Raw genomic sequence first — 26,320 nt, 5'->3', positions numbered from 1 at the left:
TTCCATAAAGAAATATCAATCTGATTTTATATTATTTTAAAGTCTTAAAAACCGGCTTTATAGTCGCGCCGTAGGCGAGCTTGATGGCGATACGCATGACTGGGCAGATCCAAAACACCGAGTTGATGCAATCGCGGGCAAGCCCGGCTCCCACACACGGCGCTTTTAAGGCAGGATACGACTACCGCGTCACCTGCATCGCTCAACATAAAAAACACAGGGGCTCTTCATGACTATTTCCGTATTCCGTCGCACGTTACTGGTTGGCACATTGGGGCTGGCGCTTGGCGCCGGGTGGCTCGGTCAGGCAGTTGCCGGCGAGCAGTTGGACAACATCAAGAAAGCCGGCGAAATCAAGATTGGCCTGGAAGGCACCTACCCGCCGTTCAGCTTCGTCGACGAAAGCGGCAAGCTCAGCGGTTTCGAGGTCGAGTTGTCCGAAGCGCTGGCCAAGAAGCTGGGCGTCAAGGTCAAGCTGCAAGCCACGCCGTGGGATGGCATCCTCGCCGCCCTGGAATCCAAGCGCCTGGACGCGGTCGTCAACCAGGTGACCATCTCCGATGCGCGCAAGGAAAAGTATGACTTCTCCAAGCCTTACACCGTCTCCGGGATCCAGGCGCTGACCCTGGCGAAGAACGTCGACACCATCAAGACCGCCGACGACCTGGCCGGCAAGAAAATCGGTGTGGGCCTGGGCACCAACTACGAACAATGGCTCAAGGAAAACCAACCGAAAGCCATCGTCAAAACCTACAACGATGACCCAACCAAGTTCCAGGACCTGCGCATCGGCCGTGTCGACGCCATCCTGATCGACCGCCTCGCCGCGCTGGAATACGCCAAGAAAGCCAAGGACACCGCCGCTGCAGGTGCTGCGTTCTCCCGTCAGGAAGCCGGTATTGCCCTGCGCAAAGGCGAGCCTGAACTGCTGGCCGCGGTGAACAAGGCTCTGGACGAACTGCGCGCCGACGGTACCTTGAAGAAGCTGTCCGAGAAGTACTTCAACGCTGACGTTACTCAATAATGGAAGCAGGTTTCCAACTCGCGCTGGACTCCGCGCCCTTTCTGCTCAAGGGCGCGTACTTCACGGTCATCCTTAGCCTCGGCGGGATGTTTTTCGGCTTGCTGCTGGGCTTCGGCCTGGCCTTGATGCGCCTGTCGCGCTTCAAGTTGTTGAGCTGGACCGCCCGCGTCTACGTGTCGTTCTTTCGCGGCACGCCCTTGCTGGTACAGCTGTTCCTGATCTACTACGGCTTGCCGCAAGTGGGCATCGAGCTGGATCCGATCCCGGCGGCCATGATCGGCTTCTCGCTGAACATGGCTGCTTACGCCTGTGAAATCCTGCGTGCCGCCATCGGTTCCATCGAGCGCGGCCAGTGGGAAGCTGCGGCCAGTATCGGCATGACCCGTGCGCAGACCCTGCGCCGGGCCATCCTGCCGCAGGCCATGCGCACGGCCTTGCCGCCGCTGGGCAACAGCTTTATTTCCCTGGTCAAGGACACTGCCCTGGCCGCCACCATCCAGGTGCCGGAGCTGTTCCGCCAGGCGCAATTGGTCTCGGCCCGTACCTTCGAAATTTTCACCATGTATCTGTCCGCCGCCTTGATCTACTGGATTCTTGCCAGCGTCCTGGCGCACGTGCAAAACCGCCTGGAAGCACGAGTCAACCGGCATGACCTGGAGTCTTGAAGCATGATCGTGGTTGAAAAACTGACCAAACAATTCAAGGGTCAGGTGGTGCTTAACGGGATCGACCTTGAGGTCAAGGAAGGCGAAGTCGTCGCCATCATCGGCCCCAGCGGTTCCGGCAAGACCACCTTGCTGCGCTGCCTGAATTTCCTCGAAGAACCCACCAGTGGCCGAATCAAGGTCGGTGACATCGAGATCGACAGCAGCCGCCCGCTCAACCAACAGCAAAGCCTGGTGCGGCGCCTGCGCCAGCACGTGGGTTTTGTGTTCCAGAACTTCAACCTGTTCCCGCACCGCACGGCCCTGGAGAACGTCATCGAAGGCCCGATCGTGGTCAAGAAGATGCCCCGGGCCGCCGCAGATGCCCTGGGCCGCAAGCTATTGGCCAGGGTTGGCCTGGCAGGCAAGGAAGACGCCTACCCACGCCGCCTCTCCGGTGGGCAGCAGCAACGGGTGGCCATTGCCCGGGCCCTGGCGATGGAGCCGGAGGTGATCCTGTTCGATGAGCCGACTTCGGCCCTGGACCCGGAGCTGGTAGGCGAAGTGCTGGCGACCATTCGCAGCCTCGCGGAAGAAAACCGCACCATGGTCATCGTGACCCACGAAATGAGTTTCGCGCGGGATGTGGCCAACCGGGTGATCTTCTTCGACAAGGGCGTCATTGTTGAACAAGGCGAAGCCAAGGCGCTGTTTGCCAACCCGAAAGAAGAACGTACCCGGCAGTTTCTCAGAAAGTTCATCAACAACTAACTTGCGCCGATTCATTGTAAGAAGCTTCGCTTTATAGAGTTGCCGAAAGGCAACTCGCCTCTTTAGTGTTTTTGGGGAAACACCCTTTATTCATTGGGTAAAAGTCCCCCTGAAGCACGCACTTGCAGCGCCCTCCCAGTAAGACCCTTCTGAATATTCCATAACCCCCTGTTTGCCCCGCCCAGCCTCTTGACGCCAACTAACCAAGCCTCTTATCTAACGTCCAGAGGATTGGATCCATTCTGGTTTTTTATTAAATCGTTTCTTTCGGACTACGTCGCCTGCCCGCGCCTGATGTCCGGAACGATTGCTGCTGGCTGCACCAAGGAGATTATTTATGAAGCGTATTTCCACCCAGGCGCTGCTCACTGCCCCGACCTTGCCCCAGGCCCATCGAGAAGGCATCAATGCCCTCGCTGCGACAAACCTGCAGGTCGATATCGCGCCTTACTGCGGCATGGACGAGGGCGACCTGATCGAGTTGTTCTGGAACAACTGCTTTGCCGCCTCCCGGCGCATCACCGCCGGCAAGATCGGCATGCCCACCAGCCTGCGAGTGCCGGAGAGCTTTGTGCAAAATGGCCCGGCACGGATTCATTACCGGGTCATGCAGGTCGGCCACGGCCCGGCGCGCTCGGCCATCACCCGGGTGCAGGTCAAGACCGACTACCCCGGCGGCATGCCCTCGGCACTGAGCCTTGATGAAAACCAGAACCTGGCCGCCGTCAGCCTGCCCGAGACCATCCGTCGCCATGGCGTCAACAGCAGCCAGATCCGCCGTGGCGTGCCCCTGACCATCGAGCCGTACCTGAACATGGCGACCGATGACGAGATCACCCTGCGCTGGGGTGACGTGCGCCTGGACCTGCCGAGCATCCAGGCTGGCGATGTGGGCAAGGCGGTGCAGGTGTGGGTGCCGTCGGCCATCATTGTCGAGGCTGGGGACGACCATCGCCTCGAAGTGACCTACTGCATTCTCGACCGGGTCGGCAACAATTCAAGCTGGGCGCCAGCCCGCATCCTGCGCATCGCCGCGCTCGCTCCCCAGGCCCCGACCAGCCCCGCCAGGGCCCCGCTGGCCTACCAACCCCATCGCCCCGGCTCGCCCTGTGAACCGGGGTGACAGACCTTCTATGCATATTCCTAAAAGTTAGTTTATTAAAAAATTTAACACGCTTAGGGTATATGCACCGGACCACCGGACATTCCTGATTTTTTTATCTTTTCAACGGATGTGAGGTAGGTATGGTCAAAATTACCCCGGTGCGTAACGCCAGGGCATTGCGTGCAGCCAAGGAGCGGCGCTGATGTCTAACTTGGCACAAACACCCCCCCAGAGTGATCTGGACGTTGCCCCGCTGTTGTTGCCCGCCAAAGTGCTGCGCAACGACGCCGAGGCCCTGAGCGCCGCCCACGAGCTGGCACAGGCCGCGCGCCTGCAAGCGGCCAGGCGCGATCAGCAACGCAAACTGCCCTGGGCTGAAATCGAACACTTCACCCGCAGCGGCCTGGGCAGTATTTCCATTCCCCGTGAGTACGGCGGCCCGCAGGTGTCCTTCGTGACCCTGGCCGAGGTGTTCGCGATCATCAGCGCGGCCGACCCGGCGCTGGGGCAAATCCCGCAGAACCATTTCGGCATCCTGCACGTGCTGCAAGGTGCGGCCAGCGAGCGCCAGAAAAAGCAGCTGTTTCAGAGCGTGCTGGACGGCTGGCGCATCGGCAACGGCGGCCCGGAACGCGGTACCAAAAACACCCTGGACCTCAAGTCACGCATCACCGCCGAAGGTGACGGCTACGTCGTCAGTGGCCAGAAGTTCTACTCCACTGGCGCGCTGTTCGCCCATTGGGTGGCGGTCAAGGCCTTGAACGATGACGGCAAAGTCGTCATGGCGTTCGTGCGCCGTGGCACCGAAGGCCTGCGCATCGTCGATGACTGGTCCGGCTTTGGCCAACGCACCACCGCCAGCGGCACAGTGCTGCTGGATCAAGTGGCGGTGGACGCCGAACTGGTGGTGGAAACCTGGCGACTCGGCGAAACACCGGGCATCCAGGGCGCAGTCTCGCAATTGATCCAGGCGGCCATCGACGCCGGCATCGCCCGTGGCGCGATCGACGACACCATCAGCTTTGTACGCGAACGCTCGCGGCCATGGATCGACGCCAAGGTCGAACGGGCCAGCGATGACCTGTATGTGATCGCCGATATCGGCAAGCTGAAGATCGAACTGCACGCCGCTGAAGCCCTGCTGCGCAAGGCCGGCCAGGTACTGGACCAAGTCAGCGCCGCGCCGATCACCGCGCAGTCCGCCGCACGCGCCTCGATTGCCGTAGCCGAAGCCAAGGTGCTGACCACCGAGATTTCCCTGCTCGCCAGCGAAAAGCTGTTCGAGCTGGCCGGCAGCCGCGCGACCCTCGCCGAATTCAACCTCGACCGCCACTGGCGCAACGCCCGGGTGCACACCCTGCACGACCCTGTGCGCTGGAAGTACCACGCGGTGGGCGCCTATCACCTGAACGGCACTTTGCCTGCCCGGCATTCCTGGATTTAACGACCAGACCTCTGGAGAAACCTATGACCCTTTCTCATCACGTCGCGGTTATTACCAGCGATGAACAAGCCCTCATTGTCGCCAGCGACCTGGCCGAAGACTTCCGCCGCGACAGCGCCTTGCGTGACCGTGAACGCCGCCTGCCCTTGCCTGAGTTGGACGTGTTTTCCCGCTCCGGCCTGTGGGGCATCAGCGTACCCAAGGAGTTCGGTGGTGCCGGCGTTTCCAACGTCACCCTGGCCAAGGTCACGGCACTGATTGCCCAGGCGGATGCGTCCCTGGGGCAGATCCCGCAAAACCATTTTTATGCCCTCGAAGTGCTGCGGGTGAACGGCAGCCCGGCGCAGCAAAAACGCCTGTACGCCGAAGTGCTCGCCGGCCAGCGCTTCGGCAATGCCCTGGCAGAACTGGGCACCAAGACCGCCCACGACCGCATCACCAAGATCACCCGCGACGGTGACGGTTTCCGTATCACCGGCCGCAAGTTCTACTCGACCGGCGCGATCTACGCCCAACGTATTCCCACGTCCGTGGTGGACGAAAACGGTGTGCAGCAACTGGCCTTTGTCACCCGTGACAGCGAGGGCCTGAGCGTGATCGACGACTGGAGCGGCTTCGGCCAGCGCACCACCGGCAGCGGTTCGGTGGTGTTCGATAACGTGTGGGTCGCGGCCCAGGACGTGATCCCGTTCCAGAGTGCCTTCGAACGCCCGACCACTGTCGGCCCGCTGGCGCAGATCCTTCACGCCGCCATCGACACCGGTATCGCCCGCGCTGCCTATGAGGATGCGCTGCACTTCGTGCGCACCAAGACCCGGCCGTGGATCGATGCCACCAGCGACAAGGCCACCGAAGATCCGCTGACCCTGAAAAGCTTCGGCCACTTGAGCATCCGCCTGCACGCCACCGAAGCCCTGCTGGAACGCTCAGGCGAATTCCTCGACCGCGCCCAGGCCGACAGCAATGCCGACACCGTCGCGGCCGCATCCATCGCGGTCGCCGAAGTGCGCGCCCTCAGCACCGAGATTTCCCTGGCGGCCGGCAGCACCCTGTTCGAACTTGCCGGAAGCCAGGCGACCCTCGCCGAACACGGCCTGGACCGCCACTGGCGCAACGCCCGGGTACACACCCTGCACGATCCGGTGCGCTGGAAGTACTTTGCTGTGGGCAATTACTACCTCAACGATGAAAACCCGCCACTGCGGGGGACTATCTGATGGCGAAGAAAAAGATCCTGCTCAATGCCTTCAACATGAACTGCATCGGGCACATCAACCACGGCCTGTGGACCCATCCACGGGACAACTCGACCCAGTACAAAACCATCGAGTACTGGACCGAACTGGCGCAGTTGCTGGAACGCGGACTGTTCGACGGGCTGTTCATCGCCGACATCGTCGGCGTGTATGACGTCTACCAGAACTCGGTGGACGTGCCGCTCAAGGAGGCGATCCAGCTGCCGGTCAACGACCCGTTGCTGCTGGTCTCGGCCATGGCGGCGGTGACCAAAAACCTTGGCTTCGGCCTGACCGCCAACCTCACCTACGAACCGCCGTATCTGTTCGCCCGGCGCATGTCGACCCTCGACCACCTGAGCCGTGGCCGGGTGGGCTGGAACATCGTCACCGGCTACCTCGACAGCGCCGCCAAGGCCATGGGCCTGACCGAGCAGGTCGAGCACGACCGGCGCTACGACCAGGCCGACGAATACCTGGAGGTGCTCTACAAACTCTGGGAAGGCAGCTGGGAAAACGACGCGGTGATCAACGATCCGCAGGCGCGGGTGTATGCCCAGCCGGAGAAGGTGCACAAGGTCGAGCACAAGGGCGAGTTCTATCAGGTGGAGGGTTATCACCTGTGCGAGCCGTCGCCGCAACGCACGCCGGTGCTGTTCCAGGCGGGCAGCTCCGACCGTGGGCTGCTGTTTGCCGGGCGCCACGCCGAGTGCGTGTTCATCAGCGGGCAGAACAAGGCCTCGACCAAGATCCAGGTGGACAAGGTGCGCGCCAGCGCCGTGGAAGCCGGGCGCAACCCGGACGATATCAAGGTGTTCATGGGCCTGAACGTGATTGTCGGCGCCACCGAAGAAGCTGCGTGGGCCAAGCACGCCGAGTACCTGAGCTACGCCAGTGCGGAAGCCGGCGTGGCGCATTTCTCGGCATCCACGGCGATTGATTTTTCACAGTACGAAATCGACGAACCGATCCAGTACGTGAAGAGCAACGCCATCCAGTCCGCGACCAAGAACCTGCAGAACAATGACTGGACCCGGCGCAAGTTGCTTGAGCAGCACGCCCTGGGCGGGCGCTACATCACCCTGGTGGGTTCGCCGGCACAGGTGGCGGATGAACTTGAATCATGGATCAGCGAAACCGGCCTGGATGGCTTCAACCTGACGCGCATCGTCACCCCGGAAAGCTACGTCGACTTCATCGAACTGGTGGTGCCGGAGCTGCAGCGCCGGGGCTCGTACAAGACCGCGTATGAGACCGGGACGTTGCGGGAGAAAGTCTTCCACCACTCGGCGCACTTACCTGAACAACACACCGGCTCCACCTACCGCCACTGAACCAAAATGTGGGAGCGGGCTTGCTCGCGAAAGCGCTGTATCAGTCGCCGGATGCATTCACTGACACACCGCTTTCGCGAGCAAGCCCGCTCCCACAGTTGACCGAGTTGTTTGCACTCACACCTTATGACTGGAAATCCACTATGAAAAAAACATTGCTCAGCCACCCAGTCAAAGCACTGGCGCTCGCCCTCGGATTGTTCAGCTCGGCGGTATTCGCCGCTGACGCACCGTTGAAAGTCGGCACCACCGCCGCCTTCGCCATTCCACTGGAGGCCGCCGTCGAAGAGGCCGGCAAACAGGGTTTGAAAGTCGAACTGGTGGAATTCACCGACTGGATCGCACCCAACGTCAGCCTGGCAGCCGGCGATATCGACGTGAACTACTTCCAGCACATCCCGTTTTTGGAAAACGCCAAGGCTGCTGCAGGCTTTGACCTGGTGCCGTACGCGCCGGGCATCATCAATAACGTCGGGCTGTATTCGAAGAAGTACAAAAGCATCAACGACCTGCCCCAGGGCGCCAGCGTGGCGATTGCCAACGACCCGATCAACAGTGGTCGCGGCCTGCAACTGCTGGCCAAGGCCGGCTTGATCACGCTCAAGCCGGGCGTAGGCTACAAGGCCACTGAAGAAGACATCGTCACCAACCCGAAGAAGATCAAGATCCTGCAAGTCGAAGCCGTGCAACTGGTGCGCGCTTATGACGACGCCGACCTGGTGCAGGGCTACCCGGCGTATATCCGCCTGTCCAAGACCTTCGATGCCGAGTCAGCGCTGCTGTTCGACGGCCTCGACCACCCGGAATACGTGATCCAGTTCGTGGTCCAGCCCAAGAGCAAAACCGACCCGCGGGTGATCAAGTTCGTCGACATCTACCAGCACTCGCCGGTGGTGCGCGCCGCGTTGGATAAATCCCTTGGCAAGCTCTACCAAGTGGGCTGGGAAGATAAAAAATGACCGCCGCCCACTCTCAACTGCGCGACCTGGGCCTGCCGCCCAGGGACGCCGAGCAGACAGAACTGCACCCGGACCTGAATCGCGCGCACGTGCGCTTTATCAACCTGGGCAAGACCTATGACGGCCAATCCGTGCCCGCCCTGCAAGGCATCGACCTGGCGATCCAGCGCGGCGAAGTCTTCGGCATCATCGGCCGCAGCGGCGCCGGCAAGTCGTCGCTGATCCGCACCATCAACCGCCTGGAACAACCGAGCAGCGGCCGGGTATTGATTGACCAGGTGGACATCGGCGACTTCGACGAAGACCGCCTGGTCGCCCTGCGCCGACGCATCGGCATGATCTTCCAGCACTTCAACCTGATGTCGGCCAAGACCGTGTGGCAGAACGTCGAACTGCCGTTGAAAGTCGCAGGCGTGCCCAAGGAGCAGCGCGAGAAGAAGGTGCGTGAACTGCTGGAATTGGTCGGTTTGCAGGATAAGCACCAGGCTTACCCGGCCCAGCTGTCCGGCGGGCAGAAACAGCGGGTGGGCATCGCCCGCTCACTGGTGCATGACCCACAGATTCTGTTGTGCGACGAAGCCACTTCGGCGCTCGACCCTGAGACCACGCAATCCATCCTCGGCCTGCTGCGGGAGATCAACAAACGCCTGGGCCTGACCATCGTGCTGATCACCCACGAAATGGCCGTAATTCGCGAAATCTGCGACCGCGTGGTGGTGCTGGAACACGGCCATGTGGTCGAGCAAGGTCCGGTGTGGGAAGTGTTCGGCAACCCGCAGCATGAGGTCAGTAAAACCCTGCTGGCGCCGCTGCAACATGGCCTGCCTGAAGAGTTGCAAAGCCGCCTGCAGGCCAATCCGACCTCAAAGGACGCCGCCGTGGTGCTGCGCTTGCAACTGACTGGCAGTGCCGAAGACGAACCCGATCTTGCTGCGTTGTTCAGCGCCCTCGGCGGGCGCGTGCGCTTGCTGCAAGGCGGTGTGGAACGCATCCAGGGCCACGCCTTGGGGCAATTGCTGCTGGCGGTGAGCGGCTCGTCCCTGACCGCCGAAGAACTGCGCAGCCGCGCCGGGCGCTGGGCACAACAGGTGGAGGTGCTGGGCTATGTGGTTTGATCGTTTATTGCAGGGCGCCATCGACACACTGTTGATGGTCGGAGTGTCGTCGTTGATTGCATTGCTGGTGGGGATTCCGCTGGCGGTGTTTCTGGTGACCAGCGACAAGGGCGGCATCTATCAGGCGCCTGCCTTGAATCGGGTGCTGGGGGCGTTCGTTAACCTGTTCCGCTCGATCCCGTTTTTGATTTTGATGGTGGCGCTGATTCCGTTCACCCGGTTGATCGTCGGCACCACCTATGGCGTGTGGGCGGCGGTGGTGCCGTTGACCATCGCGGCCACGCCGTTCTTTGCGCGAATCGCCGAAGTCAGCTTGCGCGAAGTCGACCACGGCTTGATCGAGGCGGCGCAGGCCATGGGTTGCCGGCGCTGGCATATCGTCTGGCATGTGCTGCTGCCGGAGGCGCTGCCGGGGATTGTCGGCGGGTTCACGATTACCCTGGTGACGATGATCAACTCCTCGGCCATGGCCGGGGCAATTGGCGCCGGTGGGCTGGGGGATATTGCCTATCGCTATGGCTATCAGCGTTTTGACACGCAGATCATGCTCACCGTGATTGTGCTGCTGGTGATCCTGGTAGCCGTGATTCAGTTGGGCGGCGATCGGTTGGCCAGGGTTCTGAACAAGAGGTGAGGTATAGTCGGGCCATCTCAGCGCCCGGTATAACCTGCCATGAAACTTGCCCCCGACGACCTCGACCAGATCACCTCCACCACCCTTGGCCACTACAACAAAGTGGCCGAGGATTTTCGTGAAGGCACCCGCGATCACGATGTGAGCCAGAACATTGATGCGTTGCTGCGGCATATCCAGGGCGACGCACCGTTTACCGTGCTGGACTTCGGCTGCGGGCCGGGGCGGGATTTGCAGACGTTTACCCGCATGGGCCACATCGCGGTGGGGCTCGATGGTTCGGAGCGCTTTGCACAGATGGCCCGGGAAGACAGCGGCTGTGAAGTGCTGCAACAGGACTTCCTGAAGCTGGATTTGCCGGCCGGACGTTTCGACGGGATCTTCGCCAATGCGGTGCTGTTTCATATTCCCAAGCAGGAGCTGCCGCGCATTCTTGGGCAGTTGCATGGGGCGTTGAAGGTCGGTGGAGTGTTGTTCAGCTCAAACCCTCGGGGTGAAAATCAGGAGGGCTGGAATGGGCCGCGGTATGGCTCGTATCACGACTTGCAGGCCTGGCAGGAATTGCTGACGGCTGCGGGGTTTGTGGAGCTGGAGCATTACTACCGGCCAGCGGGATTGCCTCGGGAACAACAGCCGTGGCTGGCGAGTGTGTGGCGCAAGCTGTAGGTCTTTGTTGTTTGGGCTTACGCCTTCGCGAGCAAGCCCGCTCCCACATTTTGGAATGCATTCCCCTGTGGGAGCGGGCTTGCTCGCGAAGGACTCACAGCCGCCACTCATCCACCTGATACACCACAGCCTGGGCGCCAGGTACAAAAGCCGTAATACGCCCCTCAGCAAAATTCGCCACCAACCGCGTCCCATCGGCAAACGTGGTCTGCTGCACCTGTTTATCTTCCGTCAGCCAGCGAAAATCGGTCATGGCCTGAGTCGCCAACCGCTCATGCAGCGGCCGGAAGAACGCGTCCTGGCGCTGAATCACCGGCAAGCGCTGCTTCACTGTCGCCGCACTCAGGTGATACAGCGGCGGCACGTTGTAGAGCAGTTGCGTCAGCTCGCTTTCGGCCCGCACGTTGCTCAGTTTCAGGCTGTCGAACAGCCAATGGTGGGTGGTGATCACCGAGCCATGGAACACCGCCTGATACAGCGGCAGGCGCATCGTCGGGTCAAAGTAGACCGTGCGAAACGGCTCTTTCAACGGCACCGACTTGAAGAACACCGCCGGCTGTTCCGGCGGGAACCAAGCCCCGACGTAATACGGCGACTGCCTGTCCTTGGTCATCTCACGATCACCCCAGCCCAGCACCGGCGTTTGCATGCCGTGGGCAAACAGGATGCCTCGGGCGGTGATCGCGTTGCCGTCCTCGGAACCTGCCGGCAACTTCAGCGCCGTATTGATCCAGCGGGCCGCATCGATATTGCCTTCGGCATTTTGTGCCTGGGTCATGCTCGCACCCGTGCGATAGCTGTCGAACAACATGCTGGTGGCATAGGCGTCGAGGAACCAGGCGTTGAACCCGGACTTGGCCTGCACCGCCTTGATCCGCGCCTCCAGCAACGGCCGCACGCAGCGCGGGTCGGTGTAGTGGCCGGACTTCTGGAAGCCTGTCTTGAGCTGGCCGCCCTTCAACACGATCGCGCACTCGCCATAGGCCTTGCTGCCCAGGTGCGCGGTGGTCCAGTCGGGATTTTCAGTGGCAGACAGTGCCGTTTCATAAGAGTCGTAGGGCGCCATCAGGTAACCGGCGTCGACCCCGGTCTTCACCGCCTCAGGATGCCAGAGCCCGCCTTCCCAGCCTTCGCCCTGGGTCACCAGCAAGCGCTTGAGACCGGCGCCTTTCAGCGCGTTGGTGACGGACAAGGTGTTGCCCCAAGTCTCAGGCGTGGCGCTCAAGGCACCCGCAAAAGCCACGGCCAACTCGCGACGCAGCGCACCATACCCATCAGCGAGTTGGGTCATATTCGGCTCGGTGGAGGGCTGCCAGCTTTGCCGGGCCTTTGTGTTGATCGCCGCGTTCAGGCCGCGCAGCAGGACAGCCTGCTCATACGGTTGCTTGACCTGCCGAACCTGCGCAGCCTCTTTGTCCAGCAAGCCATTCAATTCAGCCGCCAAGCCTTTACCGCTGCGTAGCAGCTTGAGCAGTTGCGGCCAGTCGCGCACATCCCCCGGAGCCAGCAGATCATTGCCCCACAGGTAGATATGGCTGGCGCCCAGCAGCTTTTCCGCTTCCGGGGTTTGCCGCAACTTGTCCGCCAACGGTTCAAACAGCCCCTGCTCCACCAGCCACTGGTGATAACGCTTGGCGCCGGCCAGCGGGTCGCTTTCGCCCAGGTGCAACAGAACGGTCATCGGTGCCGCGGGGTCCAGCGTGGTGAATTCATGGAAGGCGGACAACGCCAGTCCTTTGCCGTCGGCCTGCCAGTGCAGACGGTTGTTGTAAGGATTGGTCATCAGCCAGTTGAGGGTAAACGCGCCGTGATCCACGCCCCACAGCGGCAAGCTGAGGTCCTGGGTGGTGTTGACGTCGCCCTGCTCCAGCAGGAAGTCCTGCCACACACCATTGCCCGCCGGCACGTAATGCCCTTCGGCCAGGGGCCAGATCAGGCCCTTGCCCATGGCGCTGGCGGGTTGGCGCAGGATCGCCAACTCACCGGCATCACGGGCGGTAATCGTCAGGGCAAGATCCCGTTGCTCGAGGGTGGCGCTCAGGCGATAGGCGCCATCGTCCCATTGCCAACTGGCCTGACGGGTGCTTTGGGAGAGCTGGTTGACCCTGTGCGCAGGGCCTCCGCTTGAAGCCTGCACGGCGGTCTTGTCGCTGGGGAAAACGTGGATCGCAAGGGTCGCCGGGTCGATCTCAACCCGCCACAGGGCGTTCTCCAGCACCGTGCCGGCAAGGGCCACGGGCGACAGTAACAAGCTACAAACCAGCAGGAAACAACGCATGGGGCAGGCCTTGGCAAAGGATCAGGCCCGGAGGGTAAAACAATTGATCGGGTGCGAAGGGCAAAAAAATGTTTCAGGGAACATTCCCACGTCCGTGTAGGAATGTCACCGCTGTGGCCGTCAGGCTTGTTCTTTCTTCGGCTCGCGAATCTTGTACCAGGCCACGTACAGCGCCGGCAGGAACAGCAGCGTGAGCAAGGTGGCGATGATGATCCCGCCGATCATCGCGTAGGCCATCGGGCCCCAGAACACTTCACGGGCGATAGGGATCATGCCCAGGCTGGCCGCTGCTGCGGTCAGCAGGATCGGCCGGCGCCGGTGTTCGGTAGCTTCCACCACCGCGTCCCACGGCGTGTAGCCGTCGCGCTCGTAGGCGTCGATCTGCGTCACCAGGATCACCGAGTTACGGATGATGATGCCGATCAGCGCAAGGATCCCGAGAATCGCCACAAAGCCCATGGGCGTGCCCGTGGGAATCAGCGCCAACACCACGCCAATCAGCCCCAGCGGCGCCACGCTGGCCACCAGGAACATCTTCTGCACGCTGTGCAGCTGGATCATCAGGAAGGTCGCCATCAGGAACAGCATCAACGGCACTACCTTGGCAATCGGGCCCTGGGCCTTGCCGCTTTCTTCCACGGTGCCGCCGGTGGCGACCTTGTAGCCCACCGGCAACCCAGCACTGAACTTGTCGATGTCCGGCTTGAGCTGTTTCACCAGGTCGGTCGGCTGCATGTCGTCGCGCACCGCCGCCTTGATGGTGATGGTCGGCTTGCGGTCGCGACGCCATACCAACGGCTGTTCCAGCTCATAACGCACGGTGGCGAACGCCAGCAGCGGAATCGAGGTGCCGTTGGGCGTGACGATCTGCAGGTTCTGCAAGGTTTCCGGCGTACCGCGTTCGGCATCTTCGGCGCGGCCGACCACGTTGATCAGGTAGATATCGTCATGCACCTGGGTCACCGACGCACCGCTGACCACGCTGTTCATCAACTGCGCCACGTCTTCCGACGACAGCCCCAGTTGCCGCGCCTTGTCCTGGGCGATGTCCACCCGCAGGACTTTGCCCGGCTCGTTCCAGTCGTAGATGATTTCGCCCATGTGGGTGTTTTTATCGAGCATGGTCGCCAGCTCGATCGCGTGTTTGCGCACCTGGTCGATGTCCTTGCCAGACACCCGGTACTGGATCGGACGCCCCACCGGCGGGCCCATTTCCAGTGGCTGCACGAAGCTGCCCACGCCGACAAAATCTTCCCGCAGGCGTTTTTGCAGGCGCGCAATCAAGGCGCCGCGCTCTTCCAGGCCCTTGCTGACGATCACCAGTTGCGCGTAGTACGGGTTCTCCAGTTGCTGGTCCAGCGGCAGGTAGAAACGGATCGCGCCCTGGCCGATATAGGTGCTCCAGCGGGCGATGTCCGGGTCGTCCTTGATGATCGCCTCAAGACGGTCGACGGCCTTGCGGGTCTCGTTGATCGAGGCGTTTTGCGGCAGGTTTAGGTCGACGAGAATTTCCGGACGGTCCGAGGACGGGAAAAACTGGTTCTGCACAAACTGCATGGAAAACACCGACGCTACAAACAGCAGCACGGTAATGCCAATGGCCCACCAGCGGTTACGCATGGCCCAGAGCATGCCGCCATTGAACGCCCGGCCCACACGGCCGGGCTCGGCATTGTGGGGTTTTACCTTGCTGCTGAGGATGTGCACGCCCAGCACCGGCGCGAACAATACCGCGACCACCCACGACACCAGCATTGCCACGGCAATCACCGCGAACAGCGTGAAGGTGTACTCCCCCGCCGAACTGGCGTTGAGGCCAATCGGCACAAACCCGGCGACGGTCACCAGCGTGCCGGTCAACATCGGGAACGCGGTGGAGGTGTAGGCGAACGTCGCCGCCTGCTCCTTGGTCTCGCCTTTTTCCAGGCGCGTGATCATCATCTCCACGGTGATCATCGCGTCGTCCACCAACAGGCCGAGGGCGATGATCAACGCGCCCAGCGACACCCGCTGCATGGTGATGCCGCTGTATTCCATGAACACGAACACCAGCGCCAGCACCAGCGGGATCGAGCACGCCACCACCAACCCGGCACGCACGCCAAGGCTGATAAAGCTCACCACCAGCACGATGATCACCGCCTCGAACAACGCGCTGGTAAAGCCGCCAACGGCCTCCTCCACCACTTCGGCCTGGTCGGAAACCTTGTGCACGCCCACACCCACTGGCAGGTCGGCGGTCAGATCGTCCATGCGTTTGTGCAGGGCCTTGCCGAAATCCTGGATGTTGCCGCCCTTCTGCATGGCGATGGCCAAGCCGATGGCGGGCTTGCCGTTGAAGCGGAACATCGGCGTCGACGGGTCGACATAGCCACGGGTGATTTCCGCCACGTCGGCCAGCCGATAGAAACGGTCATTGAGCCGCAGGTTGACGTTGGCCAGGTCCTTCTCCGAGGCGAACTGCCCGGAGGTGCGCACCGAAATCCGCTCCGGCCCGGCCTCGATCACCCCAGCCGGGGTCACGGCGTTCTGCGATTGCAGGCTCTGCACCACCTGGCGCTGATCGATCCCCAGCGCTGCGAGTTTGCGAGTGGAGAAATTCAGGTAAATCACTTCGTCCTGCTGGCCGATCATCTCGACCTTGCCCAGCCCCGGTACCGAACGAATTTCGGCGCGCACTTGCTCCACGTAATCGCGCAGCTGGCGCATCGACAGGCCGTCGGCGGTAAACGCGTACACCGAGCCGAACACATCCCCGAACTCGTCGTTGAACGCCGGCCCCTGCAAGCCTTGGGGGAAGCTGCCGCGAATATCGTCGATCTTCTTGCGGACCTGGTACCAGATCTGCGGGATGTCCTTGGCGCTGGTGGTGTCCCGCAGGAACACGAACACCGTGGACTCGCCGGGCCGGGTGTAGCTCTTCACGTAGTCGAGGGAGTCCAGCTCTTCGAGTTTTTTCTCGATGCGGTCGGTGACCTGCTTCAGGGTCTCTTCCTGGGTCGCACCCGGCCAGCGGGTCTGGATCACCATGGTCTTGATGGTGAACGACGGGTCTTCCTCGCGACCGAGGTTCATGTACGAGAACACGCCCATCAGCAGCGCGACGAACATCAGGTACCAGACGAAGGACTGATGCTTGAGGGCCCAGTCGGATAAGTTGAAGCTCCCTTTCATCGCGGGCTGTCCTCGTCGATTTTGACTTTTTGCCCGGGCTTCAGGCTGTTCACGCCGGCACTCACCACCCGCTCGCCGGGTTTGACGCCGGCGTTGAGCAAGGCGCTGTCGGCGTCACGGCTGACGATGCTGACGTCACGGGGCTGTACGGTCTGGCTTTGGGTGTCGATGACCCAGATGCGGGTCTTGCCGTCGGCTTCCTGCAAGGCGCTGAGGGGCAATTCGATACGCGGCGCGATGGCTGAACTCAGGGTCACGCTGATGGCGGTGCCAAGGCGGAACGCGGGCGGTGTTTCCGCCAGGGTCAGGCGGGCGCGACGGGTGCGGGTGGCGCTTTGGGCCTGGGGTTCGATCTCGCGCACGGTGGCAGTCGTGCTGATGTTCGGGTCCATTTGCCCGGCGACCAGGAACACCACATCCGGCGGCAGGCGCTCGGCGAGGCCGGCGGGCAAGTCGATGACGGCTTCCTTGATGTCCGGTCGTGCCAGGGTCACCACTTGCTGCCCGGCGCTGACCACCTGGCCGGCCTCGGCATTCCAGGCGGTGACGATGCCTGCATGGTCGGTGCGCAGTTCGGCGTAGTTGAGCTGGTCCTTGGCCTGGTTGACCGAGGCCCTGGCCTGATCCAGGGAAGCCTGGGTGGTTTTCAAGTCGGTCTGGGCGATGTCCAGTTGGGCCTGGGCGCCGACGCCACGGTTGAACAATTCCTGCTGGCGGCGGGCATTGGCCTGGGCGTTGATCCACTGTGCCTGGACCCGGGCCAGGTCGCCTTGGGCGGCGCGCAACTGGTTCTGTTGATCGGTGGGGTCGAGCACGGCCAACAACGCGCCCTGCTGCACTTCAGCGCCCACGTCGACCGCGCGCCGGGCGATACGGCCTGGCACACGGAAACCGAGATTGCTTTCGTAGCGGGCCTGGATCGTGCCGGCGAAGCGGCCGAGGTTTTCCTGGTCCTCGGCTTTCACTTCAATCGACAGCACCGGGCGCACCGGATCCGGCGCCGGTTCTTCCTTGGAACATGCCATCAACAGCAAGCTGGCGGCGAGCACACACGTCAACTGCTTCATGGCTGCACTCCCTGGGCCTGGGCCTGATCCGGCGGCTGGGCGACTTCCACGATCATGCCGGGGTGCAGCAATTGCCCGCCGGCCACCACGACTTTTTCGCCACCCTTGAGGCCGTCGCTGATGATCACCTTGCCGGTGAGATAACGCGCGACCGTGACCTTGTGCAGTTGCGCCTTGCCGTCGTCGTCCACCAGCCAGACAGCCGGCGCACTGATGTCTTTGGTCAAGGCAGCCCACGGCAATTCGATGCTGGCCTTGGCCGGCCCGTTGGCGGTGGCGCTGACCACCGAGCCCAGTTGCATGCCCTTGGGCAGCGCGTCGAGGGCGATTTTGACTTGCACCGTGCCGGTATTGGCGGCAACGGCCGGGGTGACTTCGCGCACCTTGCCCACGGCGGTGATCTGCGGGTTTTCCAGCAGGCTGACGGTAATCGGTTTGTCCGGCGGCGGCTCCACCAGCAGCGATTCATAGACGTTGAACACCGCGTCGCGCTCGCCATCCCGGGCCAGGCTGAAAATCGGCACGGTGGCCTGCACCACCTGGCCCACCTCGGCCTGGCGGGCGGTGATGATGCCCGGCGCGTCGGCGACCAGCGAGGTGTAGCCCAACTGCTCGCGGGCATTGGCCAACTGCGCCTGGGCGGCGGTCAGCGCGCTCTGGCTGCTGCGCAACGCGGCCTGGGCAGAGTCGTATTCGCTGCGGCTGGTGTAGCCCTTGGGCAAGAGTTTTTCCTGGCGCACAAACGCGGCGGCGGTCTGTTTGACCCGCGCCTGCTCGGCGACCACCTGGGCCTGGGCGGAGTCGACATTGGTCTGCAAATCTTTCGGATCGAGCTTGGCCAGCACCTGCTTGGCGCTGACGCGGTCGCCGACATCCACCATGCGCTGGATGATCTTGCCGCCGACGCGGAACGACAGATCGGTCTGCACCCGGGCCTGGATATCGCCGGTCAAGGTCACGGCAGCGGCAAAGTCGGTGGACTTCACCGTCTGCACAAACACCCGGGAATGTTCCTTGGGTTCGGCTTTTTCCTGGCCGCAACCGCTCAGCAGCGCCAGCAGGCCAAGGCCGAGGATAAATGTGAGTTTGTGACCGCCCATGCAGGCTCCTTTTGCGTGATGCCGACGTGCCAGTGTCTATGCGACTGTGAGCTTAGAACAGGGTTCCTTATCTGCATGGAGAATCCCATACTCCAGGGGTTCCCAAACCGATAATTTTTCTCATGCTCAAGACCCTCGCGGTGGCCAATTACCGCTCGATCAACAAATTGGTGGTGCCGCTGGATCGGTTGAACCTGATTACCGGCCCCAATGGCAGCGGCAAGTCCAACCTGTACCGCGCCCTGCGGCTGCTGGCGGAGACGGCCCAGGGCGGCGTGATCAACGCACTGGCCCGCGAGGGTGGGCTGGATTCAACCTTCTGGGCCGGGCCGGAAAGCATCAGCCGGCGCATGCTCAGTGGTGAAATGGCAGTGGAGCCCATCGTGCGCCAGGGCGCCAAGCGCTTGCGCTTGGGGTTTGCCGCAGAGGATTTCAGCTATGCGATTTCCCTGGGGTTGCCCGAGAAAACCTTGTCCTATTTTTCCCTGGACCCGGAGATCAAGAAAGAATGCATCTGGGCCGGGCATGTATTTCGCCCGGCGAGCCTGCTGGTGCAGCGCTCCGGCCCGATGGTACGTGCCCGCGATGGCCGCGCCTGGGATGTACTGGCCCAGCACACGCCGAACTACCACAGCCTGTTCGATCAGGTCGGCAGCCTGCGGGGTTCGCCGGAGGTATTGCTGCTGCGCGAAAGCATTCGCGGCTGGCGCTTTTATGATCATTTTCGCAGCGACGTCGACGCCCCGGTGCGCCAGCCGCAACTGGGCACGCGTACGCCGGTGCTGCATCACGATGGGCGGGACTTGGCGGCGGCGTTGCAGACCATCCGCGAGATCGGCGACCCCGAGGCGTTGCAGCGGGCGATCAGCGATGCGTTTCCGGGCGCACGGTTGAATATCGAGCCGTTGCAGGGCGGACGTTTTGCCATCGAGTTTTATCAGGAAGGGTTGCTGCGGCCGTTATCGGCGGCGGAGCTGTCGGACGGGACCTTGCGCTACTTGCTGCTGGTGGCGGCGCTGCTGACGCCGAGGCCACCGACGATGATGGTATTGAACGAACCGGAAACCAGCTTGCACCCGGACCTTTTGCCGGCGTTGGCGCGCCTGATCATCCAGGTGTCGCAGCAGTGTCAGGTGTGGGTGGTGTCCCATGCCAGCCGCTTGATTGCGGCGTTGCAGCAGGATGAAGGGTGTAATTCGATCGTGCTGGAGAAGGTGATGGGGCAGACGCAGGTGGTGGGGCAGCGGGTGCTGGATGAGCCGGCGTGGCATTGGCCCAGTTAGGCGGTGCCTGTGAGGGCCTCTTCGCGAGCAAGCCCGCTCCCACATTTGTCCGCATTCCAAAGGTGGAACTCGGTCGAATGTGGGAGCGGGCTTGCTCGCGAAGACGGTAGATCAGTCACCCAACAGCTAGCTGATCAACCCTGCCACTTCCCGCCTTCAACAATCACACTCTCAGGCTTGGTGTCATCGCTCAGTTCCTTGCGAACATACTGGTCATACAGCTTGAGCAAATACTTCTCTTCGCCCAACTTCGCCAGCTCGGCATTCACCCAATCCCGCAATTCGATGTTGCCCTTCTTCACCGCCGGCGCAATCGGCGCTTCATCCCCCAGTTTCTGCTCCAGCACGCGATAGCCCGGGTTCTGCTTGGCCCAGCTGAACAACACCAGGTTGTCCTGGGCATAGGCATCACCACGGCCCGCCGACAACGCTTGCAGCGACTCGGAGTTTTTCTCGAACTTCAGCAGTTTCCAGTCCGGGTGGTTCTTGGTCAGCCAGATATCCGCGGTAGTGCCGGTGGTGACGATGGTGGTGCGGGTCGCCAGGTCGTCCAGGCTCTTCACCGAGCTGTCCTGCGGCACCAGGGCCTGCACCGCGACTTTCAGGTTCGGGTTGGTGAAGTCCACCGCTTCCTTGCGCTCCGGCGTCACCGTCATGTTGGCGAGGATCAGGTCGACCTTGTCGCTTTGCAGGAACGGAATGCGGCTCGCCGGCTCTACGGCGACGAATTCAACCTTGTTCTCGTCCCCCAGCAGGTCCTTGGCGAAACGGCGGCCGATGTCGGTATCGAAGCCGACATAGCGGCCGGACTCATCCACGAAACCAAACGGCGGCTTGTCGGTGAATACGCCGACGATCAGCTTGTCCCGCGCCTTGATCTTGTCGATGTAGCTCACTGCAGCGGGTGCCGGGGTGGCAGCGGCAGCCGTCTTGGCGGGCTCTTCGGACTTATTGCAGCCGGCCAGCAAAGCGAGGCCGAACAGGGGGAATAACAACTTGGCAGTTTTCATGACAGCTCCAGTTCCTTGGTTCTTTTGGGCAGTGTTGAAACGAAGGAGAACTTCTCCAGGAACTGCTGCGCGCGTGCGGTTTGCGGGTTCGTAAAGAATGCCTCGGGGGTGTTTTGTTCGAGGATGCGGCCGGCCTCCATGAACACCACGCGGTCGGCGACGGCGCGGGCGAAGGCCATTTCATGGGTGACGATCAGCAGCGTCATGCCGTCCCGGGCCAGGCCCTGGATCACTTCCAGTACTTCCTTGACCATCTCCGGGTCGAGGGCGGCGGTGACTTCGTCAAACAGCATGACCTGCGGGTTCATGCACAACGAGCGGACGATGGCGATGCGTTGCTGCTGGCCGCCCGAGAGCTGGCGCGGGTAGGCGTCACGCTTGTCCGAGAGGCCCACCCGTTCCAGCAGTTTTTCAGCCTGGGCCCGGGCTTCGCGGGGTTCGCGTTTTTGCACTTTCAGCGGGCCGAGCAGGAGGTTGTCGAGCACGCTCATGTGCGGGAACAGGTGATAACTCTGGAACACCATGCCCACGTCCTGGCGCACCTGGCGCCAGTCGGTGGCCTTGTCCAGCAGCTCCTTGCCGGCAAAACGCAGGCTACCGCTGTGGGCCACTTCCAGGCCATTGAGGCACCGCAGCAAGGTGCTTTTGCCGCAACCGCTGGGGCCGAGGATCACCACCACTTCGCCGCTTTGCACACTCAGGTCGATGCCGTCGAGCACCTGCTGGTCGCCGAAAAACTTGTTGAAACCCTGGAACTCGATCAATGCGCTCATGCTTGGGCCCAGCGCCGTTCCAGCACCTTGGAGGCGGCCGACAACGGGTAGCAGATAAAGAAGAAAAACAGGAACAGCGCGCCGTAGATCAACACCGACTCGTAGGTGCGCTCGATGATTTGCTGGCCGACCTTGATCACGTCCACCACACCGATCAGCACCGCCAGGGAGCTGGTCTTGATAATGCGGGTGTAGACATTGATGGTCGGCGGGGTCATGCGTTTCAGGGCCTGGGGCAACAGCACGTAGCCGTACAGTTGCGGGTCCGACAGGCCAATCGACAGGCCGGCTTCACGCTGGCCACGGGGCAACGAATGCAACGCACCGCGCACCACTTCGCCGACTTCACTGGCACCCCACAGCGACAACACCAGCACGGCGCACCAGAAGCTCGGAATGCTCAGGCCAAAGAAAATCGGCAGGCCGAAGAACAGCAAGTACAACCACACCAACACCGGAATGGCACGGAACAGCTCCAGGTAAATCCGCAGCACCAGGTTGATCGCTTTCGAATTCAACGTGCGCAGTACGCCATACACCACGCCGCCGACGGTGCTGAAGGCGATGCTCAAGAACGAGATCGACAGGGTTTGCGCCGCGCCCTTGCCCAGTTGCGGCAAGGACACCCAGAGTAATTCAAGACCCGAACTGGCCATGCTGGAGCCTCCTTTCAAGGCGGCTGAGCAGCAGCGACAGCGGCAGGAATAACAGCACGCAGATCAACGTGAGCACCGCGAGCATTTCGTAGGTTTTGTAGTAGAGGGCGATATAGCTTTTGGTGGTGTAGAGAATCTCCGGCACCGCCACCGCCGACACGATCGTGGTTTCCTTGAGCAGGAAAATAAAGTTCGCAAACAGCGCCGGCAGGCTGAGGATCCCGGCCTGGGGCAGGATCACATGGCGCAGCAGTTGCCAGTGGGACAGCCCGATGGACTTGCCCGATTCGATCTGTGCCAGTGGCACCGCCTCGACACCGGCGCGCAACACTTCCGTGAGGTAGGCGCCGCCGAGAAAGGTCATGGTGATGATTGCCGCCCAGAACCCGGAGATATTCAGCCCCAGGGCCGGCAACGCGAAATAGACGAAAAACAGTTGGATCAGCAGCGGTGTGTTGCGCGCCAACTCCACGTACAGCGCCACCAGGCGCCACACGTACGGCGTGCGAAACACCAGCAGCGCGGCGTTGATCAAGGCCACCAGCATGGAGGTGCCAATGGCGATCAGGCCGACTTGCAGGGTAACGCCCACGGCCTTGAGAAACGCCGGCAGCGTGCTGAGGATAAATGCGTAATCGAAGGTCATCTGAAATCCCTGACGCCGCAGGGGTAAAGCGGCGTTGGTGCGGTCCGGTCCAGCGTGGGTAACGCCGGGTAGCGCCGACTTTAAAGGTATAAAAAGCAAAATTTAAATACCGAAATAGCATATTGATATCACCCAAATAGATAACCTGCGGATTCGCGGTGCAGATGGATGACAGCTACTGTTCCCGGGGAAGTAGGAAGGGTCTTTTTATCGGAGCTGCACTTCAGGGATAGGCAGCGCGTGGCCAGACTGACGGCCAACCAACAGCGAGGGAGTGAGCGATGAACGAGGCAAAACCGATTGATCCGCAGGAACTGGTAAAGTGGCTGGTGGCGCTACGCAGGGCCATTAACAGTCGAAATATCTGAGCTGACACAGTCCCAAATGTGGGAGCGGGCTTGCTCGCGAATGCGGTGTATCAGTCAGCAGATGTGTTGGCTGACCCACCGCATTCGCGAGCAAGCCCGCTCCCACATTTCGATTGTGTTCCAGCCATAAAAAACGCCGACGCTGTAGAAGCCGTCGGCGTTTAAACCTTGAAGGAGGTTTTTGGGTTCGATCAGAACGCCGGCACGACCGCGCCGTTGTATTTCTTCTCGATGAAAGCTTTCACTTCAGGGCTGGTCAGGGCTTTGGCCAGCTTCTGGATCGCGTCGCTGTCCTTGTTGTCCGGGCGGGCAACCAGGAAGTTCACGTACGGCGACTTGGCGTCTTCGATGATCAACGCGTCCTTGGCCGGGTTCAGGCCGGCTTCCAGGGCGTAGTTGGTGTTGATCAGGTCCAGGTCAACCTGGTCCAGGACGCGTGGCAGCAGCGCCGATTCCAGCTCTTTGAATTTCAGGTTTTTCGGGTTGCTGGCGATGTCTTTCGGCGTGGCCAGGGCGTTGGTCGGGTCTTTCAGAGTGATCACGCCAGCCTTTTGCAGCAGCAGCAGGGCACGGCCGGAGTTGCTGCCTTCGTTCGGGATGGCCACGGTGGCGCCATCTTTGAGCTCAGAGATGTTTTTGATTTTTTTCGAGTAGCCGCCGAAGGGTTCAACGTGCACACCGACCACGGTGACCAGGTTGGTGCCTTTACCCTTGTTGAAGTTTTCCAGGTACGGCAGGGTCTGGAAGTAGTTGGCGTCCAGACGCTTCTCGGCCACCTGTACGTTCGGTTGTACGTAGTCGGTGAAGACTTTGATTTCCAGGTCCACGCCTTCTTTGGCCAGGGTCGGCTTGACCAGCTCAAGGATCTCGGCGTGCGGGATCGGGGTAGCGGCTACCACCAGTTTCTCGTTGGCCTGGGCGAAGCTTGCAGTCAGGGCAGCCGCCAGTGCGGTAAACAACAGAACCTTTTTCATGCAGTGTCCTTATCGAAAATCCGGGTCGTCTGGGACGGCCGCTTTTTTAGTGGATGCCAGCGAAGTGCTATCGCGGCGTGGAGCGGACAATACCGAGGTTTTTTATTCCAGAACAATACTTTTTATTCACTTTGATATTCCATTTTGTTCATGCAGGAGCCCGTCTTGCCGGCGATGGTGGTCTTGAGCCTTGCGATGCTCCTGAGGACGCCATCGCCGGCAAGCCGGGCTCCTACAAAACAACGTGTTCTTTCAGATAGCTTTTCAGGGCTTCAACCTCGGCGGCGCTGGCGTGGCCAAGAATTCGCCGCACCTGCTCCACAGGCGAACCCGCCACGGGCAGGTTCAAATGCTCAGGCAAAATCTCGTCGCCACTGCTGACCAGCAAGGCAAAGTGAATCACGTTCTCCAACTCCCGGGTGTTGCCCGGCCAGCTGTGATGCTCCAGCACGCGCTGGGCTTCGTCGCTGATCAGCGGCACCGGCAGGTCGAGGCGCTGGCTGTAGATGCCGAGGAAATATTCGGCCAGTGACAGGATGTCGCCCACCCGCTCGCGCAGTGCGGGCAGCTCCAGTTGGCCTTCGCTGAGGTAATGGAACAGGCGCTCATGAAACTTGCCGGCCGCCACGGCCTGGGCGAGGTCGATGCTGGTGGCCGCCACCAGCCGCACATCCACCGGGCTTGGCTGATGGGCGCCGACGCGAGTGACTTCGTGGTTTTCCAGCGCCGCCAGCAGCTTGACCTGGATTGGCAGCGGCAAGTCGCCGATTTCATCCAGGTACAACGTGCCGCCGTTGGCCGAGCCAAACCAGCCGGCGCGGCTGCTGGCTGCGCCGCTGTGGCTGCCTGCGGCGTAGCCGAACAGTTCGGCGTCGGCGTATGTCGGGCTGATGGCGCCGCAATTCACCGAGACAAACAGGCCGGTGCGGTCGCTGCCACGGTGGATATGCCGGGCGAGCAACTCCTTGCCGCTGCCGGTTTCGCCGCGGATCAACACGGGCAAGGCACGGGGGGCGAGGTTTTCGAGGTCTTCACGCAGTTGCCGCGAACGCGGGTCGACAAACACCAGCGCCTTGGCACGAATGCTCAGGGGGCTTTTTTCGGCGTCGGGGAAGGTCAGCAGGGGCTGACCGAAGGTTTCATGCAGGCTCATGGCAGGCTCCCGCCCCATCCACGAAGGGGAAGGGGCGTTTAAAAAATTTTATGCACGGCGCCGGGAGTGATGTTCCAGGCGATTTTGCAGGCGATAGAGGTAGGCGAAACCCTGTTCCCAGCGTTGATGGCCGGACTTCACGTTGATGTGCCCGGCGCCCGCGAGAATTCCCGCTTCGGCGCCCCAGTTACGTGCCAGTTCCAGGGCGCGGGTGGCGCTGACGGCGCTGTCGTTGTCGGAGCTGACGACCTGGCTTGGGAAGGGCAACAGGTGGCTGGGGATTGGCGCAAAGTTACGCAGGGCGGGTGCGCAGGCAGGGCGTTCGACATCGGCCGGGGCCACCAGCAGGGCGCCGCGTACCTGACGCAGGAATTGCACCGGTGCGGTGGCCGCCCAATGGGCGACGGTGATGCAGCCCAGGCTGTGGGCGATCAGAATCACCGGGGTGCTGTCGGCGGCGATGGCTTCGGCCAGGGCGGCCACCCAGTCTTCGCGGCGTGGGGTGAGCCAGTCGGCCTGCTCCACGCGCGCGCTGTTGGGCAGGCTGTTCTGCCAATGACTTTGCCAATGATCTTCTGGCGATCCTTGCCAGCCCGGCACGATCAGATAACGAATCGACTCGCTGTGCATGGGTGTGCCCTCCTGCAGCGTTTAACGTTGTGGGTCAGTATAGGCACGGGGTATATATTCGTTAAGGAATAAGAAGCTATTTATTAATAACCAAAAATCGAGTGTTAAAAGCCAAATCAAAAACCAGAGCGAAAGCAGAGCTGCTTTTCTGTGGGAGCTGGCTTGCCTGCGATGCAGACAACTCGGTACATCAGACACACCGAGGTGATGCCATCGCAGGCAAGCCAGCTCCCACATTTGAACCGTGCCCGCTTCAGCTTTTGATTTTGCTCTTCAA

Annotated in this window: 23 protein-coding genes; 12 read left to right on the top strand and 11 right to left on the bottom strand. The window is 61.6% G+C overall.

What is annotated here, in order from left to right:
- The first annotated feature begins 229 nt into the window (after positions 1 to 229).
- The 11 genes from tcyJ (at position 230) to HX817_RS17750 (ending at position 10,931) form a co-directional block, all read left to right on the top strand.
- Complete coding sequence (gene tcyJ, locus HX817_RS17800) at positions 230 to 1,024, top strand: cystine ABC transporter substrate-binding protein (RefSeq protein WP_003211859.1); 795 nt, start codon at positions 230 to 232, stop codon at positions 1,022 to 1,024.
- Positions 1,024 to 1,689, top strand: a complete 666-nt coding sequence (gene tcyL / locus HX817_RS17795) for a cystine ABC transporter permease (protein ID WP_003211857.1) — start codon at positions 1,024 to 1,026, stop codon at positions 1,687 to 1,689. Before tcyJ ends, tcyL begins: the two co-directional genes overlap by 1 nt.
- A 3-nt stretch (positions 1,690 to 1,692) precedes the next feature.
- Positions 1,693 to 2,439: an L-cystine ABC transporter ATP-binding protein TcyN gene (tcyN, locus tag HX817_RS17790; protein WP_177040735.1), complete on the top strand. Its 747-nt coding sequence runs from the start codon at positions 1,693 to 1,695 to the stop codon at positions 2,437 to 2,439.
- 337 nt (positions 2,440 to 2,776) lie between these two features.
- Complete coding sequence (locus HX817_RS17785) at positions 2,777 to 3,562, top strand: hypothetical protein (RefSeq protein WP_177040733.1); 786 nt, start codon at positions 2,777 to 2,779, stop codon at positions 3,560 to 3,562.
- Positions 3,563 to 3,746: 184 nt separating this feature from the next.
- Positions 3,747 to 4,988: an SfnB family sulfur acquisition oxidoreductase gene (locus HX817_RS17780; RefSeq protein WP_008435817.1), complete on the top strand. Its 1,242-nt coding sequence runs from the start codon at positions 3,747 to 3,749 to the stop codon at positions 4,986 to 4,988.
- A 23-nt stretch (positions 4,989 to 5,011) separates the two neighbouring features.
- Complete coding sequence (locus HX817_RS17775; RefSeq protein ID WP_008435819.1) at positions 5,012 to 6,205, top strand: SfnB family sulfur acquisition oxidoreductase; 1,194 nt, start codon at positions 5,012 to 5,014, stop codon at positions 6,203 to 6,205.
- A complete protein-coding gene (locus tag HX817_RS17770) occupies positions 6,205 to 7,557 on the top strand; it encodes an LLM class flavin-dependent oxidoreductase (RefSeq protein ID WP_003211846.1) in 1,353 nt (450 codons plus the stop codon). Before HX817_RS17775 ends, HX817_RS17770 begins: the two co-directional genes overlap by 1 nt.
- A gap of 143 nt (positions 7,558 to 7,700) precedes the next feature.
- Positions 7,701 to 8,516, top strand: a complete 816-nt coding sequence (locus HX817_RS17765) for a MetQ/NlpA family ABC transporter substrate-binding protein (protein ID WP_003211844.1) — start codon at positions 7,701 to 7,703, stop codon at positions 8,514 to 8,516.
- Positions 8,513 to 9,631, top strand: coding sequence for a methionine ABC transporter ATP-binding protein (locus tag HX817_RS17760; protein ID WP_102367883.1), 1,119 nt, complete (start codon positions 8,513 to 8,515; stop codon positions 9,629 to 9,631). The genes HX817_RS17765 and HX817_RS17760 overlap by 4 nt, the downstream gene beginning before the upstream one ends.
- On the top strand, positions 9,621 to 10,265 hold the full coding sequence (locus HX817_RS17755) for a methionine ABC transporter permease (protein ID WP_003211840.1): 645 nt from the start codon (positions 9,621 to 9,623) through the stop codon (positions 10,263 to 10,265). The genes HX817_RS17760 and HX817_RS17755 overlap by 11 nt, the downstream gene beginning before the upstream one ends.
- A 39-nt stretch (positions 10,266 to 10,304) precedes the next feature.
- A complete protein-coding gene (locus tag HX817_RS17750; RefSeq protein WP_177021017.1) occupies positions 10,305 to 10,931 on the top strand; it encodes a bifunctional 2-polyprenyl-6-hydroxyphenol methylase/3-demethylubiquinol 3-O-methyltransferase UbiG in 627 nt (208 codons plus the stop codon).
- 94 nt (positions 10,932 to 11,025) lie between these two features.
- On the opposite strand, the gene HX817_RS17745 is transcribed toward HX817_RS17750, so the two are convergent.
- From HX817_RS17745 to HX817_RS17730, 4 genes are all read right to left on the bottom strand, one after another.
- Positions 11,026 to 13,209, bottom strand: a complete 2,184-nt coding sequence (locus HX817_RS17745) for a glycoside hydrolase (protein WP_177040731.1) — start codon at positions 13,207 to 13,209, stop codon at positions 11,026 to 11,028.
- A gap of 120 nt (positions 13,210 to 13,329) precedes the next feature.
- Positions 13,330 to 16,383, bottom strand: a complete 3,054-nt coding sequence (locus HX817_RS17740; RefSeq protein ID WP_087692737.1) for an efflux RND transporter permease subunit — start codon at positions 16,381 to 16,383, stop codon at positions 13,330 to 13,332.
- A complete protein-coding gene (locus HX817_RS17735; protein WP_177040729.1) occupies positions 16,380 to 17,450 on the bottom strand; it encodes an efflux RND transporter periplasmic adaptor subunit in 1,071 nt (356 codons plus the stop codon). Before HX817_RS17735 ends, HX817_RS17740 begins: the two co-directional genes overlap by 4 nt.
- Positions 17,447 to 18,550, bottom strand: coding sequence for an efflux RND transporter periplasmic adaptor subunit (locus HX817_RS17730; protein ID WP_177040727.1), 1,104 nt, complete (start codon positions 18,548 to 18,550; stop codon positions 17,447 to 17,449). Before HX817_RS17730 ends, HX817_RS17735 begins: the two co-directional genes overlap by 4 nt.
- 122 nt (positions 18,551 to 18,672) lie before the next feature.
- Between HX817_RS17730 and HX817_RS17725 the strand changes: the two genes are divergently transcribed.
- Entirely contained in the window at positions 18,673 to 19,833 is a 1,161-nt protein-coding gene (locus HX817_RS17725; protein ID WP_177040725.1) for an AAA family ATPase, read from the top strand.
- A gap of 134 nt (positions 19,834 to 19,967) precedes the next feature.
- Here the strand turns inward: HX817_RS17725 and HX817_RS17720 are convergent, their stop codons facing one another.
- The 7 genes from HX817_RS17720 to HX817_RS17690 form a co-directional block, all read right to left on the bottom strand.
- A complete protein-coding gene (locus tag HX817_RS17720) occupies positions 19,968 to 20,843 on the bottom strand; it encodes a transporter substrate-binding domain-containing protein (protein WP_008435828.1) in 876 nt (291 codons plus the stop codon).
- Positions 20,840 to 21,616, bottom strand: coding sequence for an amino acid ABC transporter ATP-binding protein (locus HX817_RS17715; RefSeq protein WP_003211829.1), 777 nt, complete (start codon positions 21,614 to 21,616; stop codon positions 20,840 to 20,842). Before HX817_RS17715 ends, HX817_RS17720 begins: the two co-directional genes overlap by 4 nt.
- Positions 21,613 to 22,272 carry an amino acid ABC transporter permease gene (locus HX817_RS17710; RefSeq protein WP_008435829.1) on the bottom strand — a complete coding sequence of 220 codons (660 nt, stop codon included), beginning with the start codon at positions 22,270 to 22,272 and terminating at the stop codon, positions 21,613 to 21,615. The genes HX817_RS17715 and HX817_RS17710 overlap by 4 nt, the downstream gene beginning before the upstream one ends.
- A complete protein-coding gene (locus HX817_RS17705; RefSeq protein ID WP_003211825.1) occupies positions 22,253 to 22,918 on the bottom strand; it encodes an amino acid ABC transporter permease in 666 nt (221 codons plus the stop codon). Before HX817_RS17705 ends, HX817_RS17710 begins: the two co-directional genes overlap by 20 nt.
- A 559-nt stretch (positions 22,919 to 23,477) precedes the next feature.
- Positions 23,478 to 24,260 (bottom strand): MetQ/NlpA family ABC transporter substrate-binding protein, encoded by a 783-nt coding sequence (locus tag HX817_RS17700; protein ID WP_063033612.1) that lies wholly within the window; start codon positions 24,258 to 24,260, stop codon positions 23,478 to 23,480.
- A gap of 232 nt (positions 24,261 to 24,492) precedes the next feature.
- Positions 24,493 to 25,413 carry a sigma 54-interacting transcriptional regulator gene (locus HX817_RS17695; protein ID WP_177040723.1) on the bottom strand — a complete coding sequence of 307 codons (921 nt, stop codon included), beginning with the start codon at positions 25,411 to 25,413 and terminating at the stop codon, positions 24,493 to 24,495.
- Positions 25,414 to 25,461: 48 nt separating this feature from the next.
- Positions 25,462 to 26,043: an alpha/beta hydrolase gene (locus HX817_RS17690; RefSeq protein WP_003211820.1), complete on the bottom strand. Its 582-nt coding sequence runs from the start codon at positions 26,041 to 26,043 to the stop codon at positions 25,462 to 25,464.
- Positions 26,044 to 26,320 lie beyond the last annotated feature (277 nt).

The organism is Pseudomonas sp. C6002, from assembly GCF_013385805.1.
Taxonomy (GTDB): Bacteria; Pseudomonadota; Gammaproteobacteria; order Pseudomonadales; family Pseudomonadaceae; genus Aquipseudomonas.
The sequence above is the reverse complement of the archived record's forward strand: the minus strand, read 5'-3'. Positions and strand labels throughout refer to the sequence as shown.

What these genes read in the sequence shown, in the direction of transcription:
- tcyJ (WP_003211859.1), top strand. Translation starts at nt 230, where the DNA reads ATGACTATTTCCGTATTCCGTCGCACGTTACTGGTTGGCACATTGGGG.
- tcyL (WP_003211857.1), top strand. Translation starts at nt 1,024, where the DNA reads ATGGAAGCAGGTTTCCAACTCGCGCTGGACTCCGCGCCCTTTCTGCTC.
- tcyN (WP_177040735.1), top strand. Translation starts at nt 1,693, where the DNA reads ATGATCGTGGTTGAAAAACTGACCAAACAATTCAAGGGTCAGGTGGTG.
- HX817_RS17785 (WP_177040733.1), top strand. Translation starts at nt 2,777, where the DNA reads ATGAAGCGTATTTCCACCCAGGCGCTGCTCACTGCCCCGACCTTGCCC.
- HX817_RS17780 (WP_008435817.1), top strand. Translation starts at nt 3,747, where the DNA reads ATGTCTAACTTGGCACAAACACCCCCCCAGAGTGATCTGGACGTTGCC.
- HX817_RS17775 (WP_008435819.1), top strand. Translation starts at nt 5,012, where the DNA reads ATGACCCTTTCTCATCACGTCGCGGTTATTACCAGCGATGAACAAGCC.
- HX817_RS17770 (WP_003211846.1), top strand. Translation starts at nt 6,205, where the DNA reads ATGGCGAAGAAAAAGATCCTGCTCAATGCCTTCAACATGAACTGCATC.
- HX817_RS17765 (WP_003211844.1), top strand. Translation starts at nt 7,701, where the DNA reads ATGAAAAAAACATTGCTCAGCCACCCAGTCAAAGCACTGGCGCTCGCC.
- HX817_RS17760 (WP_102367883.1), top strand. Translation starts at nt 8,513, where the DNA reads ATGACCGCCGCCCACTCTCAACTGCGCGACCTGGGCCTGCCGCCCAGG.
- HX817_RS17755 (WP_003211840.1), top strand. Translation starts at nt 9,621, where the DNA reads ATGTGGTTTGATCGTTTATTGCAGGGCGCCATCGACACACTGTTGATG.
- HX817_RS17750 (WP_177021017.1), top strand. Translation starts at nt 10,305, where the DNA reads ATGAAACTTGCCCCCGACGACCTCGACCAGATCACCTCCACCACCCTT.
- HX817_RS17745 (WP_177040731.1), bottom strand. Translation starts at nt 13,209, where the DNA reads ATGCGTTGTTTCCTGCTGGTTTGTAGCTTGTTACTGTCGCCCGTGGCC.
- HX817_RS17740 (WP_087692737.1), bottom strand. Translation starts at nt 16,383, where the DNA reads ATGAAAGGGAGCTTCAACTTATCCGACTGGGCCCTCAAGCATCAGTCC.
- HX817_RS17735 (WP_177040729.1), bottom strand. Translation starts at nt 17,450, where the DNA reads ATGAAGCAGTTGACGTGTGTGCTCGCCGCCAGCTTGCTGTTGATGGCA.
- HX817_RS17730 (WP_177040727.1), bottom strand. Translation starts at nt 18,550, where the DNA reads ATGGGCGGTCACAAACTCACATTTATCCTCGGCCTTGGCCTGCTGGCG.
- HX817_RS17725 (WP_177040725.1), top strand. Translation starts at nt 18,673, where the DNA reads ATGCTCAAGACCCTCGCGGTGGCCAATTACCGCTCGATCAACAAATTG.
- HX817_RS17720 (WP_008435828.1), bottom strand. Translation starts at nt 20,843, where the DNA reads ATGAAAACTGCCAAGTTGTTATTCCCCCTGTTCGGCCTCGCTTTGCTG.
- HX817_RS17715 (WP_003211829.1), bottom strand. Translation starts at nt 21,616, where the DNA reads ATGAGCGCATTGATCGAGTTCCAGGGTTTCAACAAGTTTTTCGGCGAC.
- HX817_RS17710 (WP_008435829.1), bottom strand. Translation starts at nt 22,272, where the DNA reads ATGGCCAGTTCGGGTCTTGAATTACTCTGGGTGTCCTTGCCGCAACTG.
- HX817_RS17705 (WP_003211825.1), bottom strand. Translation starts at nt 22,918, where the DNA reads ATGACCTTCGATTACGCATTTATCCTCAGCACGCTGCCGGCGTTTCTC.
- HX817_RS17700 (WP_063033612.1), bottom strand. Translation starts at nt 24,260, where the DNA reads ATGAAAAAGGTTCTGTTGTTTACCGCACTGGCGGCTGCCCTGACTGCA.
- HX817_RS17695 (WP_177040723.1), bottom strand. Translation starts at nt 25,413, where the DNA reads ATGAGCCTGCATGAAACCTTCGGTCAGCCCCTGCTGACCTTCCCCGAC.
- HX817_RS17690 (WP_003211820.1), bottom strand. Translation starts at nt 26,043, where the DNA reads ATGCACAGCGAGTCGATTCGTTATCTGATCGTGCCGGGCTGGCAAGGA.